Source organism: Leifsonia sp. NPDC058292 (genome assembly GCF_042880955.1).
GTDB lineage: Bacteria > Actinomycetota > Actinomycetes > Actinomycetales > Microbacteriaceae > Leifsonia.
This window is the reverse complement of sequence record NZ_JBHVYL010000052.1, coordinates 1-15976: the sequence shown is the minus strand read 5'-3', so window position 1 is coordinate 15976 and position 15976 is coordinate 1. Positions and strand designations below refer to the sequence as shown.

The following is a 15976-nucleotide window of genomic DNA, read 5'->3' as shown; positions in this document are numbered from 1 at the left end:
GGTGGGGGGTGGGGGGCCGGCGCAGGGCGGTTAGACCACGTTGGCGAGGGTGGCGGGGTCTGCGTAGGGGGTGGGGTGGGTGAGGGAGGCGGCCCAGGCCCGCGAGAGGGCGGCGACAGCGCGGGCGGTCTCGTCTTCGCTGTAGGTGATGGGGATGCGGAGGAAGCGCTCGAACGCACCGTCGAGCCCGAAACTCGGGCCTGCGGCGATCAGCAGCCCGTGGTTGCGGGCGCCGAGCGCGAGCGCCGAACTGACCGGCGCCCCGATGCCGACCCAGGCTGCGAGACCGCCGTGCAGGTCGGGAACCGTCCAGTCGGGAAAGGTCTCGGCGAGAAGCCGCCGCACCGTGTCGCGGCCCGCCCGCAGCTGGGTGCGACGCTCTTCGAGGATGCTCTGCATCGTCGGCAGCATCCTGGCCACCACGAGCTGCTCGATCATGGGCGTGCCGAGGTCGGTGGCCGGCTTCGCGGCGATCAGTTTGCGGATGAGGGGCCGGTCGGCGCGGATCCAGCCGATGCGCAGGCCGCCCCAGAGGCTCTTGCTGGCCGAGCCGATCAGGATGACGGGGGCATCCCCTTCACGGTTGGCGCCGTACGCGGGCAGCGGCAGGTATTCGCCCGGACGGTCGATGTCCAGGTCACCTGTCGTCTCGTCGCCGATCACGATCGTCCCCTGCGCGGCCGCCGCCGCCAGCACCCTCTCGCGCGTCGCCGGCGACATGGATGCGCCGGTCGGGTTGTGGAAGTCGGGGATGAGGTAGGCGAGCGCGGGATTGGCCCTGCGGATGGTCTGCTCGATCGCGTCCGCATCCCATCCGTCCCCGTCGGTGGGGGCGGGATGCGGCCCAGCTGCCGCCGCCGAGCGCACCGGCGCCGTGACCGTCACCGGCACCAGGCGCGCGCCCGCGAGACGGATCGACTCCGTCGCGTGGGGGTAGGTCGGCATCTCGACGAGCGCCCGGTCGCCGCGCCCGAGGAACGTGCGGGCGACGAGCGCGATGGCCTGCTGCGCGCCCACCGTGACCAGGATCTGCCCCGGCTCCGTCGGGAGGCCGCGCTGGCGGTACCGCTCCGCGATCGCTTCGCGCAGATGAGGAAGGCCGACCAGGTCGTAGCCGGGGTCGGGAAGGAAGTGCGGCAGCTCCTCGGCGGCCGCGCGTGCAGCGGCGGGCAGGCTGGTGGCCGCGGGCAGTGCCGCTTTGGTGAAGTCGAGCATCCCGTCGCCGTCGACCGGCCGCGCGAGCGCCAGCACCGGACCGGGCAGCCGCGTGACGCTGCCCGAGCCTCGAACACTGTCGACGAATCCCGCCTCCCGCAGCTCGCGGTAGGCGGCGGTGACCGTGGTGCGGCTGAGGGTCAGGCGCGTTGCGAGGTCGCGTTCGGCGGGCAGCCGCGTGCCGACCGGCACGCGCCCGTCGAGCACGAGCAGCCGGATGCGGTCGGCGAGCGCCGTGTAGTGCGCGGCCCCGCCCCGCCATTCTCCGAGCAGGATCTCGAGGCCGCGGGCGGTCAACTGTGCGTCAGGCATGAGGCCACCTTAAGCGAATTGGCATCTTGATGTAAGTCCAATGATGAAATTGGATTATCAGGTGACCTCCCCTCGACTCCTCCTCACCCGCCGTGTCGTGCAGCTCCTCGTCGGCCTCTTCGCCTACGGGATCGCCATCTCGCTCATGGTGCGCGCCGGTGTCGGGCTTTCGCCGTGGGACGTTCTGGCGCAGGGGCTGTCGATCAAGACCGGCTGGGCGTTCGGCCTCATCACCAACGTGGTCGGTCTCGTGGTTCTGCTGTTCTGGATTCCGCTGCGCCAGCGACCCGGCCTCGGCACCATCCTCAACGTGCTGCTGGTCGGCCCGAGCGCGCAGCTGGGGCTGACGATCATCCCGCAGCAGACGGAGCTCTGGGCCGAGGTACTCATGTTCGCCGCCGGCCTCGCACTTCTCGCAGTCGCGACCGGGCTGTACATCGGCCCGCGGATGGGTCCCGGCCCGCGCGACGGGCTGATGACCGGCCTGCACGCTCGAACCGGGTGGCCGATCTGGGCCGTTCGAACCGGCATCGAGGTGGGCGTGCTGGTCGTCGGCTGGATTCTCGGCGGCAACGTCGGCCTCGGCACACTGGCCTTCGCGCTACTGGTCGGGCCGCTCTGCAGCGTCACACTCCCCTTCTTCGCGATCCGCCTCCCCTCCGCCGCTGCAACGGCCGAGGATGCGGTGGAGCGCGAGCTCGAGGGCACCGCCGAGCAGGCGACGGGCCCCGAAGCCGAGCAGGATGCCGCGCGTTTCGACGTGCGCGACGGCATCCTGCTCGAGTCCGACGCAGCCGCCCGCGCGCGAACCGATCGCGCCGCCCGCAGCACCGTCATCCGCAGCCACCAGCCCGACGCGGGCGAACCGGATGCGGCGTCCACCGCATCCCGCAGCCCTGCCTTCACGATCGCCACCTACTGGCTCGACGACCGCCTCACGCGCGCCAACCGCGCCCGCGTCCGCGCCTGAGTTCGGCGCGAAGTGCGGGGCGCCGGCCGGACGGCCCGCGCGGGCCGCGCCGGCCAGCCGGGCCGGGCGAGCGTCAGGAGGACAGCCCCGCCGCGTAAATGCGGAGCGCGTCGCGCACCAACGTGGCGCCGGGGAGGCCGCCGTAGTTGGCCGCGAAGCGGGGATCGGCGACGTACATGTCGCCGAGCCCGGTCAGGTACGCGGCTGTGGGAGCCCCCGCCTCGCTTCCGGGCGTTCCGGGAATGGCGGCGAGCCAGTCGGCGTGCCGCTGCGCGAGCGCCTGCGCCTCGGCCGAGGCGGGGTCGACGCCGCGTTCGGCGGCATCCCTCCAGTCGGACGCGAGCCGTTTCTGACGCTCCTGCCACTGCTTGCGCTCCTCGGGCGACTTGCTGCGCCACCAGGCGTCGCTCTTCGCGTATGCCGCCGCGCCCCAGCGCTCCTCGACCTCGTCTTTGTACTGCGTGTGGTCGAAACCGTCGAGCATGTCTTCTGCCATCAGCTGTTCACCTTTCTCCAGACCTTCGATCGTCGATTCGACCGCCGCGATCTGCCGCGCCAGTCGTGCCCGCTCATCCCGCAACCAGGTGAGGTGGTTACGCAGGGCGGGCGTGGCATCCGTCTGGCTCCGCAGCGCCTCGGCGATGGCCGGGAGGCCGAGACCGAGATCGCGGAGCAGCAGGATGCGCTGCAACCTCACGAGCGCGTCCGTGTCGTAGTACCGGTAGCCGTTGTCACCGATGCGGCTGGGCGCGAGCAGACCGATGTCGTCGTAGTGACGCAGGGTGCGGCTCGTCGTTCCGGCCAGCCGCGCGATGTCCTGAATGGATCTCTCCATCGCCTGTCTCCTCTCTCGTGGGGTGGTGATCCCACGCTAGAGGTTGACGTTACGTCAAGGTCAAGCGCGAAGGGCAAGGGCCAACCGGCACCCGGCGAGCGCCGACCGGCAACCGGCGGTCAGCGTTTGGCCCGAGCCCGTACCTTCTTGGTCGGCGCCGGCTCTTCGCCCGACGATTCGAGCGAGCTGCGCGACGCGGAGGTGGGCGGCGGAACGGGTGTGGGCGACTGGCCGGCCGACGCCGGGGTGCCGCCTTCGGGGCCGCGCACGTGCACGTGCAGGTGCCCGTCGCGCACGGAGATCGTCGACGCGGGAGACAGCGGCCTGCGGGCGACAGGGCGCACGGGCTCGCCGCGACGGTCCTGGCCGGGAAGCGGCCGCGAGCGGCGGCCGTAGATGAGCGACGACGAGTCGAGCAGCCAGGGCACGAGCGCCACCGTGACGCCGTGGCACATCAACAGCTGCTGACGGATGCGGTGGGCGCGATGGTTGTGCAGCAGCGACTCCCACCAGTGGCCCACGATGTACTGCGGAAGGTAGACGGTGACGACCTCGGCGCCATGCTCTTCGCGCCGGTGCTTGAGGTACTTGATCAGAGGGATGCCGAAGTCGCGATACGGCGACTCGATGATGGTCAGCGGAACGTGGATGTTCTGCTCGAGCCACTGCTTCTGGAGGTGCGCGGTCGCGTCTTCGTCGATGGAGACGTGCACGGCCTCGATGGAGTCGTGGCGGGCGGCGATGGCGTAGTCGAGCGCTTTGAGCGCGGGCTTCTGCATCTTGCCGACCAGCACGACGGCGTGGTCGCCGCGGCTGCCGAACGTGGTGACGGGGTCGACCTCGATCTCCTTCTCCACATCCCGGTAGTAGCGGTTCACGCCGAGCATGAGCAGCCACAGGATAGGCATGAAGATGAACACGAGGTAGGCGCCGTGGGTGAACTTCGTGATGGTGACCACGATCAGCACCACCGCCGTGAGGACGGCGCCGAACGCGTTGATGCAGAGGCTGCGCACGATGGACGAGCGTTCACCGTGCGGCACCGTGCCCGAGCGGAGCAGGGCTATCCAGTGCTTGACCATCCCCGATTGGCCGAGGGTGAACGAGACGAACACACCGATGATGTAGAGCTGGATGAGGTTGGTCAGATTCGCCTGGTAGACGAGCAGCAGCGCCGTCGCCGCGAGCGCCAGCACGATCATGCCGTTCGAGTAGACGAGACGGTCGCCGCGCGTGTTCAGCGACTTCGGGGCGTAGGAGTCGCGGGCCAGCACGGAACCGAGCAGGGGGAATCCGTTGAACGCGGTGTTCGCCGCGAGCAGCAGCACGACCGCCGTCGCCGCCTGCACGATGAAGAAGAGGATGGTGTTGTTGCCGAACGTGGCCGCGGCGATCTGCGCGATGAGACTGCGCTGCGGCGAGGTCGCGCACTCCGCCCACCCTTGCAGATCGCACGGGTTCTCCGCGTAGTGCACGCCGCTGATCAGCGCGACGGTGGTGAGTCCGGCGAACAGCACGATCGCGATGCCGCCCATGAGGCCGAGGGTCTTGCGGGCGTTCTTGATCTTCGGGGTGCGGAAAGCCGGCACGCCGTTCGCGACCGCCTCGACACCTGTGAGCGCGCTACATCCGCTGGAGAACGCTCGAAGCAGCAGCAGGATCATCGCGGCCTGCCCGAGGTTCGCGGCGTGCACCTCGAAGCCCGCGGATTCGGCGACCGGGGCATCCCCGAGCCCGGTGCGGACGAGCGCGGTCACGATCATCACGAAGATCGAGCCGATGAAGAGGTAGGTGGGGATGGCGAAGGCCTTGCTCGACTCGCGCACCCCGCGCAGGTTGACCGCCGCGATCAGCACCACGAAGAGCACCGCGAGCTCCACGCGCCACGCGCTCAAGAACGGCAGCGCAGAGATGATGTTGTCGACCCCGGATGCGACAGACACGGCGACCGTCAGAACGTAGTCGACCAGCAGAGCCGAGGCGACGACCAGCCCGGCCTTCTCACCCAGGTTCTTGTGGGCGACCTCGTAGTCGCCACCGCCCGAGGGGTAGGCCTTCACGAGCTGGCGGTAGGAGAGCACGACGGTGACGAGGAGCACGACGACCGCGGCGGCGACCCATGGGGCGAACGTCAGAAAGGCGAGCCCACCGAGCAGCAGGATCATCAGCAGTTCCTGCGGAGCGTACGCGACACTCGACAGCGCGTCGGAGGCGAAGATGGGTAGGGCGAGGTGCTTCGGGAGTAGCTGTCCTTCGAGCTTCTCGCTCGGAAGCGGGTCGCCGATCAACCACCGCTTCGGGGATCTCCCCTCAATTGTCACGAGGGACGACACTACTCGCTGCCAATCCACTGTCAAGTCGGCGCGTCGCAGGGTACGAACGTTGCGGGTCTGCAATAGATTGCGTGTGTGAACGTCCGCCGCGGATTCACGCCGATCCGCGCGGCAGCGCGCCCGACCCTGAGAGCCGGACGCGCCTTCGCTGAGTGTCGCTGTGACCCGCCTTTCGGGGGCTCAGCGGCGACTGATCGCCTCGAGGATGCTCGTACGCACGGTCGCGAGCTCCCGCTTCAGCTGCGAGACCACATCCCGGCTCAGGTCGCCCCGCGCCGCGTGCGAGCGGAGGTCTGTGCGCAGCTGCTGACGGAACTCGTTCAGCACCGCATCGGCCTCGCGGGCCGCCGCGTTGGCGGACTGCCGGGCATCCCTCGAGTCCTGATGGAACTCGGTGCGGCCGGCGCCCCGATTGGCGTCCCGGGCGGCGGAGGCGAGGTCGGCACGCAGGCTGCGCATCGCTTCGTTCACGCCGGCCCGCACCTCGTCGGCGAGACGTCGCACCGAGTCGGTGACCTCGTCTTCGATGGCGTCGAGCTCGTGCTCGCGCTCGGCCAGCTCTGCGCGACCGGCGTCGGTGATGGCGTAGACGGTCTTGCGGCCGTCCGACGCCTTGGTGACCAGGCCCTCCTCTTCGAGCTTGGCCAGCCGCGGGTAGATGGTTCCCGCGCTCGGACTGTACGTTCCGCCGAACCTCTCGCTCAGCGCCTGGATGAGCTCGTAGCCGTGCCTCGGCGACTCGCTCAGCAGGCTGAGGAGGTACAGCCGCAGACTCCCGTGGGCGAAGACCGGGCTCATTCGGATGCCCCGCTCTGCTCCCCCGCCCGGGCCGACGCCGGCGACGCACTGCGCAGAACCGACACGTTGCCCGACACGGAGTTGAGGTTGATGTCGACCCACGAACCGTCGAGGGTTCCGGTGGTTCCCGTGTAGCTCTTGCCGGGTGACGTGTAGAAGATGGAGTTGTCGAGCTGCAGCTTTCCCGACACGGTGTTCACGCGGTAGCGGGCGCCGAGCGCTTCGGGGATGCGCACCGTGAGGTCGCCCGAGACCGTGTTCGCCGAGATCTCGTCCGGGGTGCCGGTGATGTCGAGCATCACGTCACCCGAGACACTGTCGATGCTGAACCGCGGGATGGCGCCCTGCGCGGTCACGTCGCCCGACACCGTGTGGGCGGAGATGCGGCCCTTGTGGTCACGCGCGGAGAGTTCGCCGCTGACGCTGTTCAGGTCGAGGTTGCCGGTGAGCCCGTCGACGACCAGGTCGCCCGAGACCGTGCTGAGCTTCGCATCCGTGGAGAGACCGGAGACGAGGGCGGTGGCGGAGATCATGCCGAACTTGAGTGCCACATCCCGAGGCACCAGAACGCTCACGTCGGCCTTCGCGTTGCTGCGCATCGACTTGAACACCTCGATGAAGTTGTCCCAGCGAAGCTGCGGGTGGTCGATCTCGAGCTGATCGCCGTCGACCGTGATCTTGAGGTCTCGCCCGCTGACCGAGTGCACCTCGACGCGGGCGCCGGGCTCGTCGTGTCCGATGACGTCGATCTGGCCTCCGATGAAGCCGACCTTCAGCGAGCGCACGAGCTCGATGTCGATGATCTTGCTCTCACCCGGCTGGATCAGCCATTTGTCCTGTGCCATTGCTTACTCCTGTGACGCTTGCGGTGCCGCTGGTGCGACCCTCGGTGATTCGCGATATATCGCGTTGTTGACAAACTCACGTTATATCGCGTCTTTGGGTATGGCAAGCCCTCGGTGTCGATCTCAGGGACGCGTCAGGGATCGGTCAGGGGGAACCCTGGCCGGAGAAATCGGCGCGCGGCGCGGCGAGTCGTCCGGCGTGACGGACATTTCGCGGCGCGTGGCAAGAAACACCGACCAAGCGGAGCGGAGCAGGGGGACCGGCTAGCGGCGGCGGGGGCGCTGGAGCCAGGGCTGCAGAGTTCGGGTGACGAACGGGAGCAGCACGTAGGTCATCGTCGGGGTCAGGCAGAGCGTGGTGATCAGCACCGTCGCCAGCGGCCAGAGCTCGTGCCAGCCGGGGATGAGCGTGGTCGAGAGGTACGCGAAGGCCAACGAGAGCGGGAAGAAGCCGAGCCAGATCGTCACCGCCTGCTTCCAGCGCGGCGGTGCGGCCGCCACGCCGGCCTGCGGTTCGTCGAACCAGCCTTCGATGCCGGTGCGGCGCTCGACGCGGGAGACCTCCACCAGCTCGCGCCCTTCGTACAGCCAGTCGGCCCGGTCGTCCGACGACTCCCAGGTCTCGAGGGTGGGCACGTCGGCGAAACGGTAGAGCATGTGCCACTCGTCGGAGTCCGCGTGAGCACGAACCCAGCCGGAGCCGAGGAAGCCGTCGTAAGAGTTCGCGAGGTTCACGCCCGACTGCACCCAGCGGGTGACCTCGGGCAGGCGCGAATGGTCGACGCGGCGAGTGATCGAGACCGTGACAGGCAGGCGGCGCGCTTGTGACGCATCCAGAGCCGACTCTTGTGGAGACATGCCTCAATTCTCCCCGACGCCGGTTACAGGCGCATTTCAGCGACCTGCGATCACCGACGGGCCGTCGCGCACCACGAGCCGGGGAGCGACGAGCCGATGGCGGGGATCGCTGACGGCGGCTTCCGGATGCACGCGGCCGCCGTGCGCGCCGGTGAGCAGTTCGAGCACACCGGCCGCGACCTCGTCGAGGGGCTGCTCCACGCTGGAGAAGCCGATCGAGGCGGCGACGGGGGTGTTGTCGTAGCCGATCACTGGGATCCTGCCCCCTGTCGCCATGAGCGCACCGAGAGCCAGCGAGTCGCTCGTGCAGACGACGGCGTCGACCACCCCGGCCTGCTGCTCCAGTCTGCGCATCGCGTCGGCGCCGAACGTCACGCCGTCTTCGGCGGCGACCTCGAGCACGGCGAGCTGCTCGTCGCTCAGCCCGCTGCCGTCGGATGCGCGCATCGCCTGCAGCCACCCGCGGCGGCGGTCGTCTCCGGTGCCGGACCCCTCGGGCCAGCCGAGGTAGCCGATGCGCCGGGCGCCGGTGCCGAGCAGATGGCGCGTGGCGTCGCGGAGCCCGGCCGCTCCGTCGACATCGACCCAGAGGTGTTCTGGATCGGCCATGTCGTCGATGCCCCAGGGCCGGCCGAACGTCACGAACGATTGGCCGTTCTCGATGAGCCACTCCGTGCGCGGGTCGCCGTGGAAGGTCGAGGTCAGCACGAACGCATCAACGTCGGCTCCCTCGCTGAGCCGCCGGAACTGGGCGATCTCGTCGTCAGGCCCGGTGGCGGTGAAGAGCAGCATCCGCAGATTCTTGCGGTCGGCCTGCTCGGTGAGGGCATGCAGAAAGCGGTCGAGGATCGAGCCGGAGATGCCGTCTGTGGTGATCGGGTCGAGCCGGATGCCGATGGTCGAGCTCTTCTGCGTACGCAACCGCCGCGCCGATGCGTGCGGCCGGTAGCCGAGGTCGAGGATGGCCGCCTCCACTTTCTCACGCGTCTCGGGGCGCACGAGCGACGGGGCGTTCAGCACGTTGGAGACGGTCTGGCGCGACACCCCGGCGGCTTCGGCGACGTCGAGGACGGTGGGGAGATTTCCCATGGTCCTCCTTCGCTCCGGCAGCTTTGATCGTTCAAGGCTGGTCAAGACCTTACCGCCGTGCCGCGGGTTGACACGTTCGAACGGACGTGGCTATGGTGGCGGTGCCCCGATTTGATCGTTCAAAAGGCGAAGGTATCACCGATCATTTGAACGATCAAAAGACACACGACCATAGGAGGTCCGATGCCCGCAGCTCTTGCGCCGCGTCCCTCCACTTCCGGTCGTCTCCCGGTCGCTCCCCCGGCGACCCCTCTCGCGCTTCTTCGACCCACCCCCTCGTGCGCCCGGTGATCGTGCGCACCCACACCAAGGAGAGAACAATGCAACGAAGCACCACACGCCGGTTCGCGGGCGGCGCTGTAGCCGTCGCCGCGGCGCTGGCACTCACCGCCTGCGGCTCCGGCTTCAGCGATTCAGGCAGCGGAAGCGACTCCACCGGCAAGCTCACCTCGAGCGACAAGGCGCTCACCGTGATGATCGGCTCGAGCGGCGATGCCGAGACCGCCGCCGTGAAGTCCGCGGTCGCCGACTGGTCGAAGAGCGACGGCACCAAGGCATCCGTCGTCGCGGCTGCCGACCTCAACCAGCAGCTGTCGCAGGGCTTCGCTGCCAGCAAGCCCGCCGACGTCTTCTACCTGTCGACGGATGCCCTGGCCGGCTATGCCTCCAATGGCTCGCTGCTCGCCTACGGCGACCAGCTGACGAACAAAGACGACTTCTACCCGAGCCTGGTGAAGTCGTTCACCTACGACGGTAAGTTCTACTGCGCGCCGAAGGACTTCTCGACCTTGCAGCTCATCATCAACACCGACATGTGGAGCGCGGCCGGCCTGACCGACGCCGACCTCCCCAAGACCTGGGACCAGCTCGAGTCCGTGTCGAAGAAGCTGACGACCGCCGACCACGTCGGCCTCGGCATCTCGGGCGAGTACGCTCGCGTCGGCTCGTTCATGACCCAGGCGGGCGGCAACCTGATGAACGACGACAGCACCAAGGCGACGGCGAACAGCGACGCCAACGTCAAGGCGCTCGACTACGTGAAGAAGCTGCTCAACGAGGGCAACCTCAAGTACGCGAAGGACCTCGGCGCGGGCTGGGGCGGTGAGGCCTTCGGCAAGGGCCTGGCCGCGATGACCATCGAGGGCAACTGGATCACCGGCGCCATGTCGGCCGACTTCCCGAGCATCAAGTACAAGGTCGCCGAACTGCCCGAGGGCCCGGCCGGCGCGGGAACCCTGCAGTTCACGAACTGCTGGGGCATCGCAGCCGACAGCCCCAGCCAGGCGGCCGCGCTCAAGCTCGTCGAGAAGCTGACGAGCAAGAGCGACCAGCTCGCCTTCTCCAAGGCGTTCGGGCCGATGCCGTCGATCAAGTCCGCGGCCTCCGAGTGGAAGTCGGCCAACCCCGAGCTCGTGCCGTTCCTGACGGCCGCCGACTACGCCAAGGGCGTTCCGACCGCCAAGGGCTCTGCGGATGTGGTCACCGACCTGAACAGCAAGCTCGAGACGCTGAAGACCGGCGACCCGAAGGCGATCCTCGACGCCACGCAGAAGAACCTCGAAGCGCTGCTCAAGTAGCGCATCCGCCCGGAATCGAGAAAGCACAACCATGTCGAAAACCACGAGTCGGTCTCGTCACGCCGGAATCCGGCGCGGCGAGGCCGCCTCGGGGTGGCTCTTCACCGCCCCGGTCCTCATCCTTCTCGGTGTCTTCCTCGTCATCCCCGTGCTCATGGCCCTCTGGGTGAGCTTCTCCGACTGGGGCGGTCGCGGAAGCCCCTTCTCGGGCGACGTCAACTTCGTCGGCTTCAAGAACTACTCGACGCTGCTCGCCGGCGGCGGCCTCGCCGAGCAGGACTTCGGCATCTCGCTGAAGAACAACGCCTGGTACGTGGTGCTGGTGGTGCCCATCCAGACCGCCGTCGCCCTGGGCCTGGCCGTGCTCGTCAACCGCGCCATCCTCCGCGGCCGCGGATTCTTCCGCACCGCCTTCTACTTCCCCTCGGTGACCAGCTCGGTCGCCATCACGGTGCTCTGGCTGTTCCTCTTCAGCTCGACCGGCGCCGTGAACAAGTTCCTCTCCTGGATCGGCATCAACGGGCCCAACTGGTTCAACGACCCCGACGGGATCGTCCACAACTTCCTCGGCCTCTTCGGTGTGACGACCGGCCCGTCGGCTCTCACCGGCAACACACTGCTCGGCGTCTCGTGGTGGGACTGGCTGGGAGGCCCGTCGGTCGCGATGACGGCGTTCATCATCATGGCGGTCTTCACCACGAGCGGCACCTTCATGCTGCTGTTCATCGCCGCGCTGCAGAACCTGGGCGGCGACATCACCGAAGCGGCGATGATGGATGGGGCGAACGGCTGGCAGCGCTTCTGGCGCATCACGCTCCCCCAGCTGCGGCCGACGCTCTTCACCGTTCTCACCCTCGGCCTCATCGGCTGCTGGCAGGTCTTCGACCAGATCTACACCGGAACCAAGGGCGCACCGAGCAAGACGACGCTGACACCGGCGTACCTCTCCTACGAGACGTCGTTCGGCAACCAGGAGTGGGGTCAGGGCGCGGCGATCGCGTTCATCCTGTTCGCCATCATCGTGCTGCTCACCATCTTCCAGCGCTGGGTGCTGCGCGAGCGCAAGGTCTCGAAGCGACGGATGCGGCTCTATCAGCCCTCCCCCTCGGCCGCGACGATCGCAGAGAAGGAGGCGGTGCGCTGATGTCCATCGCAACGAAGGCCACCACCCCGGTGCCCGACCCGACCGCACCGAAGGGCGTCGCCCCCGAGGGCCGCCGCCGCTCGACGGCCACGATCGTCGCCACGTCGATCACGTATGCGATCCTCGTGGTGCTCGCCGTGGTGTACATCATGCCGTTCCTCATCCAGGTCGCGACCTCGTTCAAGACCGACGCCGACGCCGCCGCCAACCCGGTCTCGCTCATCCCCCAGACCTGGACGACCGCGGCGTACACGAAGCTGTTCATCAACTCCGACTTCCCGACCTGGCTGAAGAACTCCGTCATCGTCACGGTCGTCGTGACCCTCGGGCGGGTGTTCTTCAACTCGCTCGCCGGCTACGCCCTGGCCCGCCTGCACTTCCGCGGCCGCGGTGTGGTGTTCGCGGGGCTCGTCGCGGTGATGTCCGTGCCGCTGGTGGTGCTGCTCATCCCGAAGTTCCTCGTGATCAACCAGCTGGGCATGTACGACTCGTACGCCGGCATGATCGTTCCGCTGCTCACCGACGCAGCCGGCGTGTTCATCATGAAGAACTTCTTCGAGTCGATCCCGGCCAGCGTGGAGGAGCAGGCGCGCATCGACGGCGCCGGCACCTTCCGGGTGTTCTGGTCGATCGTGCTGCCGATGGCGAGGCCAGCGCTCATCACCATCGTGATCCTGTCGTTCCAGGGTTCCTGGAACGAGCTCGCGCACTTCATCATCTCGACGCAGAACCCCGCTCTGACGACTCTGACCAAGGGCGTCGCCGGGCTCGCCAGCGGCCAGCTCAGTCAGGGCAGTCAGTACCCGCTCAAGCTCGCCGCTGCAGCGCTCATGACCATTCCGGTGGCCGTGCTGTTCTTCATCTTCCAGCGGCGCATCATGAACACCAGCGAGGGGGCGGTGAAGGAATGACCGCGGCCGCTCCGACGATCGTGGCCACCTGCGGCGGCCTGAATCCCGGAACCTGGACGGACGCCGTCTACGGTCCGCTGCTGCTGCACGCCATCGAGCTGGCCGACGTCACCGGCCGCCGGCCACGCGTCGCCCATCTCAACACCGCGGGAGGCGACCAGCGCTCCATCGAGGGAACAGAACTCGAGGCAGCGCGACAGGCCGGCGTCGAGGCGAGTCACGTGCGCTTCTTTCCGCATCCGAACGTCGAGAACCTGCGCGAGCACATCCTCACGCGCGACGTGATCTGGGTGAGCGGCGGCAGCCTCGTCAACCTCCTCGCCGTCTGGCGGGCGCACGGCCTGGATGCCATCCTGCGCGAAGCGTGGGAGCGCGGCGTCGTGCTCGCGGGCGGCTCGGCGGGTGCGCTCTGCTGGCACAGCGGCGGCACGACGTCGTCGTACGGGCCCGGGCTCGACGCCGTCGCCGACGGCCTCGGGTTCCTCCCCGGCTCGCTCGGAGTGCACTACGACTCCGATCCGAATCGGCGACCCGTGCACGAAGCGGCGGTGGCATCCGGCGCGCTCCCGCCCGGCTTCGCCGTCGACGAGGGCGTCGGGCTCGTCTATGCGGGAACCGGACTGGTCGAAGCCGTCACCGAGCGCGCGGGCCAGTACGCCTGGCGCATCGAGGCCGACGGCGACGGCGGCGATCGCGGCGACGTCGACCGTGCTGACGCCGGCGATTCCGGCTCTCCGACGGCCCGCTCGGTGATCGAGACCAGACTCACGCCCCGCCTGTTGCCCCCTGTCCCGAGCCTGCCTGCACCGCAGAGCCTCCCTGCACCGCAGAGCCTCCCTGCACCGCAGAGCCTCCCTGCACCGCAGAGCCTGCCTGCACCGCAGAGCCCGCTCCATCCCACCGACCGACCCACCTTCGAGGAAGCGTGAACACCACGATGACCCAGCCGCTCCAACCCCTCCTGCACGACAGCGTGGTGGTGCTCACCGCACCCAGCCAGGCCTGGTCGACGGCGGACGGCACCGTGGACGGCCGCGGCATCCACGGTTTCTACCATTCCGACGTCCGCGTGCTCAGCGATGTCGTCATCACGGCGGACGGCCAGCCGCTCGAACACATCGGAACGGCGAGCCCGGATGCCGCGACCGCCGTGTTCACATCCCTCGCGCGCCGCATCGACGACGCCACAGCCGACCCTCGCGTGCGTGTCGATCACCGCCGCGAGGTGCGCGCCGGCCTGCTGGTCGAGACGATCACCGTGCGCAACGCGCTCTCGACCGCGGTCTCCCCGCGCATCGTCGTCGACCTTCGCAGCGACTTCACCCCCATGCAGCTGATAAAGGCAGGCATGACCGGCAGCGAGCATCCGGTCACCACCACCGCCGCCACCGACGGCGTCACCTTCGCGAGCGGTGTCGTGACCGCGACGGTGACCGCCGAGGGCGCTCAGGTGCGGGCCGGCGATGGCACGGCGTCGCTCGCCTGGGCGACCGAGATCCCCGCGCGTTCGGCCGTGACGATCGGCTGGCGTCTCCAGGTCGACGACCCGTCGGCGGTCGTCGCCGGGGCTGCGCCCTCCCCCGAGTGGGGTGCGTTCCGCGCGTCGACCGGGGACTCGCGCCTCGCGTCGTGGCTCGACCGAGCGCTCGCCGATCTGCAGGGCCTGCGGATGTCGACCACCGACCGGCCAGGCGACGTCTTCCTCGCCGCCGGCGCACCCTGGTTCTTCACGCTGTTCGGCCGCGACTCCATCTGGGCCGCCCGCCTGCTGCTGCCCCTCGGCACCGAGATCGCCGCCTCCACGCTGCGCATCCTCGCCGCGCTGCAAGGCACCGAGGTCGTCGACGAGACCGCCGAGCAGCCGGGAAAGATCATGCACGAGCTGCGACCGTCGGCGCTGACCATCCCGGGAGAGGGGGTCGTGCTGCCGCCGCTGTACTTCGGCACGGTCGACGCCACCGCCCTCTGGGTGAACCTGCTCCACGACGCCTGGACGTGGGGCATGCCCGCCGCCGAGGTCGAGCCGCTGCTGCCGCACCTCGAATCGGCCCTCGCCTGGATGCGCGACTACGGCGACAGCGACGGCGACGGCTTTCTCGAATACGTCGACACGACCGGCCACGGGCTCGCGAACCAGGGCTGGAAAGACTCGGGCGACTCCATCCAGTGGCGGGACGGCACCCTCGCCGACGGCCCGATCGCGCTCTGCGAGGTGCAGGGCTACGCCTACGAGGCGGCCGTCGGCGGCGCGGAGCTGCTCGCCGCTTTCGGACGCCCGGGTGCCGACGAGTGGCGGGAGTGGGCCGCGGCTCTGAAGGAGCGGTTCGCCGCGGCCTTCTGGATCGACGACCCCGCGGGCGCATACCCGGCCATCGCGCTCGACGCCGCCAAGCGCCGGGTCGACACGGTCACCAGCAACATCGGGCATCTGCTCGGCACGGGCATCCTCACCGCCGAGCAGTCGGAACTGGTCGCACGCCGGCTGGTCTCGCCCGAACTGAACTCCGGCTTCGGGCTGCGCACCATGTCGACGGACTCGGCCGGCTTCTGGCCGCTCAGCTACCACGGCGGATCGGTGTGGGCGCACGACACCGCCATCGTGATCGCCGGGCTGAGCCGCGAAGGTTTCCGCGCCGAAGCTGAACTGCTCTCCGACGGCCTGCTCGCGGCAGCGGAAGGCTTCGGGTACCGGATGCCCGAGCTGCACTCCGGCGACTCCTCGGCGGAATCGGTCGTGCCCGTTCCCTACCCGGCGGCCTGCCGACCGCAGGCCTGGTCTGCCGCCGCGGCCGTCGCCGTGCTCGGCGCACGGCTCGGACTGCATCCGGATGCCCGCACCGGCACGCTCGCCGTCTCCCCCGCCGCCGACACCGGCACGATCGAGGTCGCCGGCCTGCGCTTCGCCGGCTCCCCGCTCTCCGTGTCGGTCGGCGCGGACGGCACCGTCACCCGCGCCTGAGCGCGCGCGCCGCGCGCCGCGCATCCCCGCTCCGTCGAGTGTGGCCACTGCGCGAGACAGGCCCCGCTGGCGCGCGCACACGCGCGCGCCCGCCCCACTCACGCGCGCCGGCCCCACTCGCCCCCCGCGC

General features: G+C 69.2%; 13 protein-coding genes. 6 read left to right on the top strand and 7 right to left on the bottom strand.

Annotation, left to right across the window (positions count from 1 at the left end; translation table 11 throughout):
* Window positions 1-30 precede the first annotated feature (30 nt).
* Complete coding sequence (locus ACFVWR_RS17815; RefSeq protein ID WP_387215287.1) at window positions 31-1527, bottom strand: PLP-dependent aminotransferase family protein; 1497 nt, start codon at window positions 1525-1527, stop codon at window positions 31-33.
* Window positions 1528-1588: 61 nt separating this feature from the next.
* Between ACFVWR_RS17815 and ACFVWR_RS17810 the strand changes: the two genes are divergently transcribed.
* A complete protein-coding gene (locus ACFVWR_RS17810; protein WP_387215284.1) occupies window positions 1589-2497 on the top strand; it encodes a YitT family protein in 909 nt (302 codons plus the stop codon).
* 73 nt (window positions 2498-2570) lie between these two features.
* Here the strand turns inward: ACFVWR_RS17810 and ACFVWR_RS17805 are convergent, their stop codons facing one another.
* The 6 genes from ACFVWR_RS17805 to ACFVWR_RS17780 all read right to left on the bottom strand — a co-directional run bounded on the left by ACFVWR_RS17805 (window position 2571) and on the right by ACFVWR_RS17780 (window position 9255).
* Window positions 2571-3332 carry a MerR family transcriptional regulator gene (locus ACFVWR_RS17805; RefSeq protein ID WP_387215281.1) on the bottom strand — a complete coding sequence of 254 codons (762 nt, stop codon included), beginning with the start codon at window positions 3330-3332 and terminating at the stop codon, window positions 2571-2573.
* A 119-nt stretch (window positions 3333-3451) separates the two neighbouring features.
* Complete coding sequence (locus ACFVWR_RS17800; protein ID WP_387215290.1) at window positions 3452-5620, bottom strand: APC family permease; 2169 nt, start codon at window positions 5618-5620, stop codon at window positions 3452-3454.
* A 225-nt stretch (window positions 5621-5845) separates the two neighbouring features.
* Window positions 5846-6463, bottom strand: a complete 618-nt coding sequence (locus ACFVWR_RS17795; protein ID WP_387215278.1) for a PadR family transcriptional regulator — start codon at window positions 6461-6463, stop codon at window positions 5846-5848.
* On the bottom strand, window positions 6460-7308 hold the full coding sequence (locus tag ACFVWR_RS17790; RefSeq protein WP_387215275.1) for a DUF4097 domain-containing protein: 849 nt from the start codon (window positions 7306-7308) through the stop codon (window positions 6460-6462). The genes ACFVWR_RS17795 and ACFVWR_RS17790 overlap by 4 nt, the downstream gene beginning before the upstream one ends.
* Before the next feature lie 264 nt (window positions 7309-7572).
* Window positions 7573-8166 (bottom strand): antibiotic biosynthesis monooxygenase, encoded by a 594-nt coding sequence (locus ACFVWR_RS17785; RefSeq protein ID WP_387215272.1) that lies wholly within the window; start codon window positions 8164-8166, stop codon window positions 7573-7575.
* 36 nt (window positions 8167-8202) lie between these two features.
* Window positions 8203-9255 carry a LacI family DNA-binding transcriptional regulator gene (locus ACFVWR_RS17780; RefSeq protein WP_387215269.1) on the bottom strand — a complete coding sequence of 351 codons (1053 nt, stop codon included), beginning with the start codon at window positions 9253-9255 and terminating at the stop codon, window positions 8203-8205.
* 320 nt (window positions 9256-9575) lie between these two features.
* Between ACFVWR_RS17780 and ACFVWR_RS17775 the strand changes: the two genes are divergently transcribed.
* Genes ACFVWR_RS17775 through ACFVWR_RS17755 form a run of 5 tightly spaced genes read left to right on the top strand, consistent with a single transcriptional unit; the run spans window position 9576 to window position 15846 of the window.
* Window positions 9576-10832, top strand: a complete 1257-nt coding sequence (locus ACFVWR_RS17775; protein ID WP_387215266.1) for an extracellular solute-binding protein — start codon at window positions 9576-9578, stop codon at window positions 10830-10832.
* 31 nt (window positions 10833-10863) lie between these two features.
* Window positions 10864-11976: a carbohydrate ABC transporter permease gene (locus ACFVWR_RS17770; protein ID WP_387215263.1), complete on the top strand. Its 1113-nt coding sequence runs from the start codon at window positions 10864-10866 to the stop codon at window positions 11974-11976.
* Complete coding sequence (locus tag ACFVWR_RS17765; RefSeq protein ID WP_387215260.1) at window positions 11976-12887, top strand: carbohydrate ABC transporter permease; 912 nt, start codon at window positions 11976-11978, stop codon at window positions 12885-12887. The genes ACFVWR_RS17770 and ACFVWR_RS17765 overlap by 1 nt, the downstream gene beginning before the upstream one ends.
* Window positions 12884-13816 (top strand): Type 1 glutamine amidotransferase-like domain-containing protein, encoded by a 933-nt coding sequence (locus ACFVWR_RS17760; protein WP_387215257.1) that lies wholly within the window; start codon window positions 12884-12886, stop codon window positions 13814-13816. Before ACFVWR_RS17765 ends, ACFVWR_RS17760 begins: the two co-directional genes overlap by 4 nt.
* A gap of 8 nt (window positions 13817-13824) precedes the next feature.
* Window positions 13825-15846, top strand: a complete 2022-nt coding sequence (locus tag ACFVWR_RS17755) for a glycogen debranching N-terminal domain-containing protein (protein WP_387215255.1) — start codon at window positions 13825-13827, stop codon at window positions 15844-15846.
* The last annotated feature ends 130 nt before the right edge of the window (window positions 15847-15976 follow it).

Excerpts from the sequence above, each read along its gene's own strand:
- ACFVWR_RS17815 (WP_387215287.1), bottom strand. The coding sequence starts at position 1,527 with ATGCCTGACGCACAGTTGACCGCCCGCGGCCTCGAGATCCTGCTCGGA.
- ACFVWR_RS17805 (WP_387215281.1), bottom strand. The coding sequence starts at position 3,332 with ATGGAGAGATCCATTCAGGACATCGCGCGGCTGGCCGGAACGACGAGC.
- ACFVWR_RS17795 (WP_387215278.1), bottom strand. The coding sequence starts at position 6,463 with ATGAGCCCGGTCTTCGCCCACGGGAGTCTGCGGCTGTACCTCCTCAGC.
- ACFVWR_RS17790 (WP_387215275.1), bottom strand. The coding sequence starts at position 7,308 with ATGGCACAGGACAAATGGCTGATCCAGCCGGGTGAGAGCAAGATCATC.
- ACFVWR_RS17785 (WP_387215272.1), bottom strand. The coding sequence starts at position 8,166 with ATGTCTCCACAAGAGTCGGCTCTGGATGCGTCACAAGCGCGCCGCCTG.
- ACFVWR_RS17780 (WP_387215269.1), bottom strand. The coding sequence starts at position 9,255 with ATGGGAAATCTCCCCACCGTCCTCGACGTCGCCGAAGCCGCCGGGGTG.
- ACFVWR_RS17775 (WP_387215266.1), top strand. The coding sequence starts at position 9,576 with ATGCAACGAAGCACCACACGCCGGTTCGCGGGCGGCGCTGTAGCCGTC.
- ACFVWR_RS17770 (WP_387215263.1), top strand. The coding sequence starts at position 10,864 with ATGTCGAAAACCACGAGTCGGTCTCGTCACGCCGGAATCCGGCGCGGC.
- ACFVWR_RS17765 (WP_387215260.1), top strand. The coding sequence starts at position 11,976 with ATGTCCATCGCAACGAAGGCCACCACCCCGGTGCCCGACCCGACCGCA.
- ACFVWR_RS17760 (WP_387215257.1), top strand. The coding sequence starts at position 12,884 with ATGACCGCGGCCGCTCCGACGATCGTGGCCACCTGCGGCGGCCTGAAT.
- ACFVWR_RS17755 (WP_387215255.1), top strand. The coding sequence starts at position 13,825 with ATGACCCAGCCGCTCCAACCCCTCCTGCACGACAGCGTGGTGGTGCTC.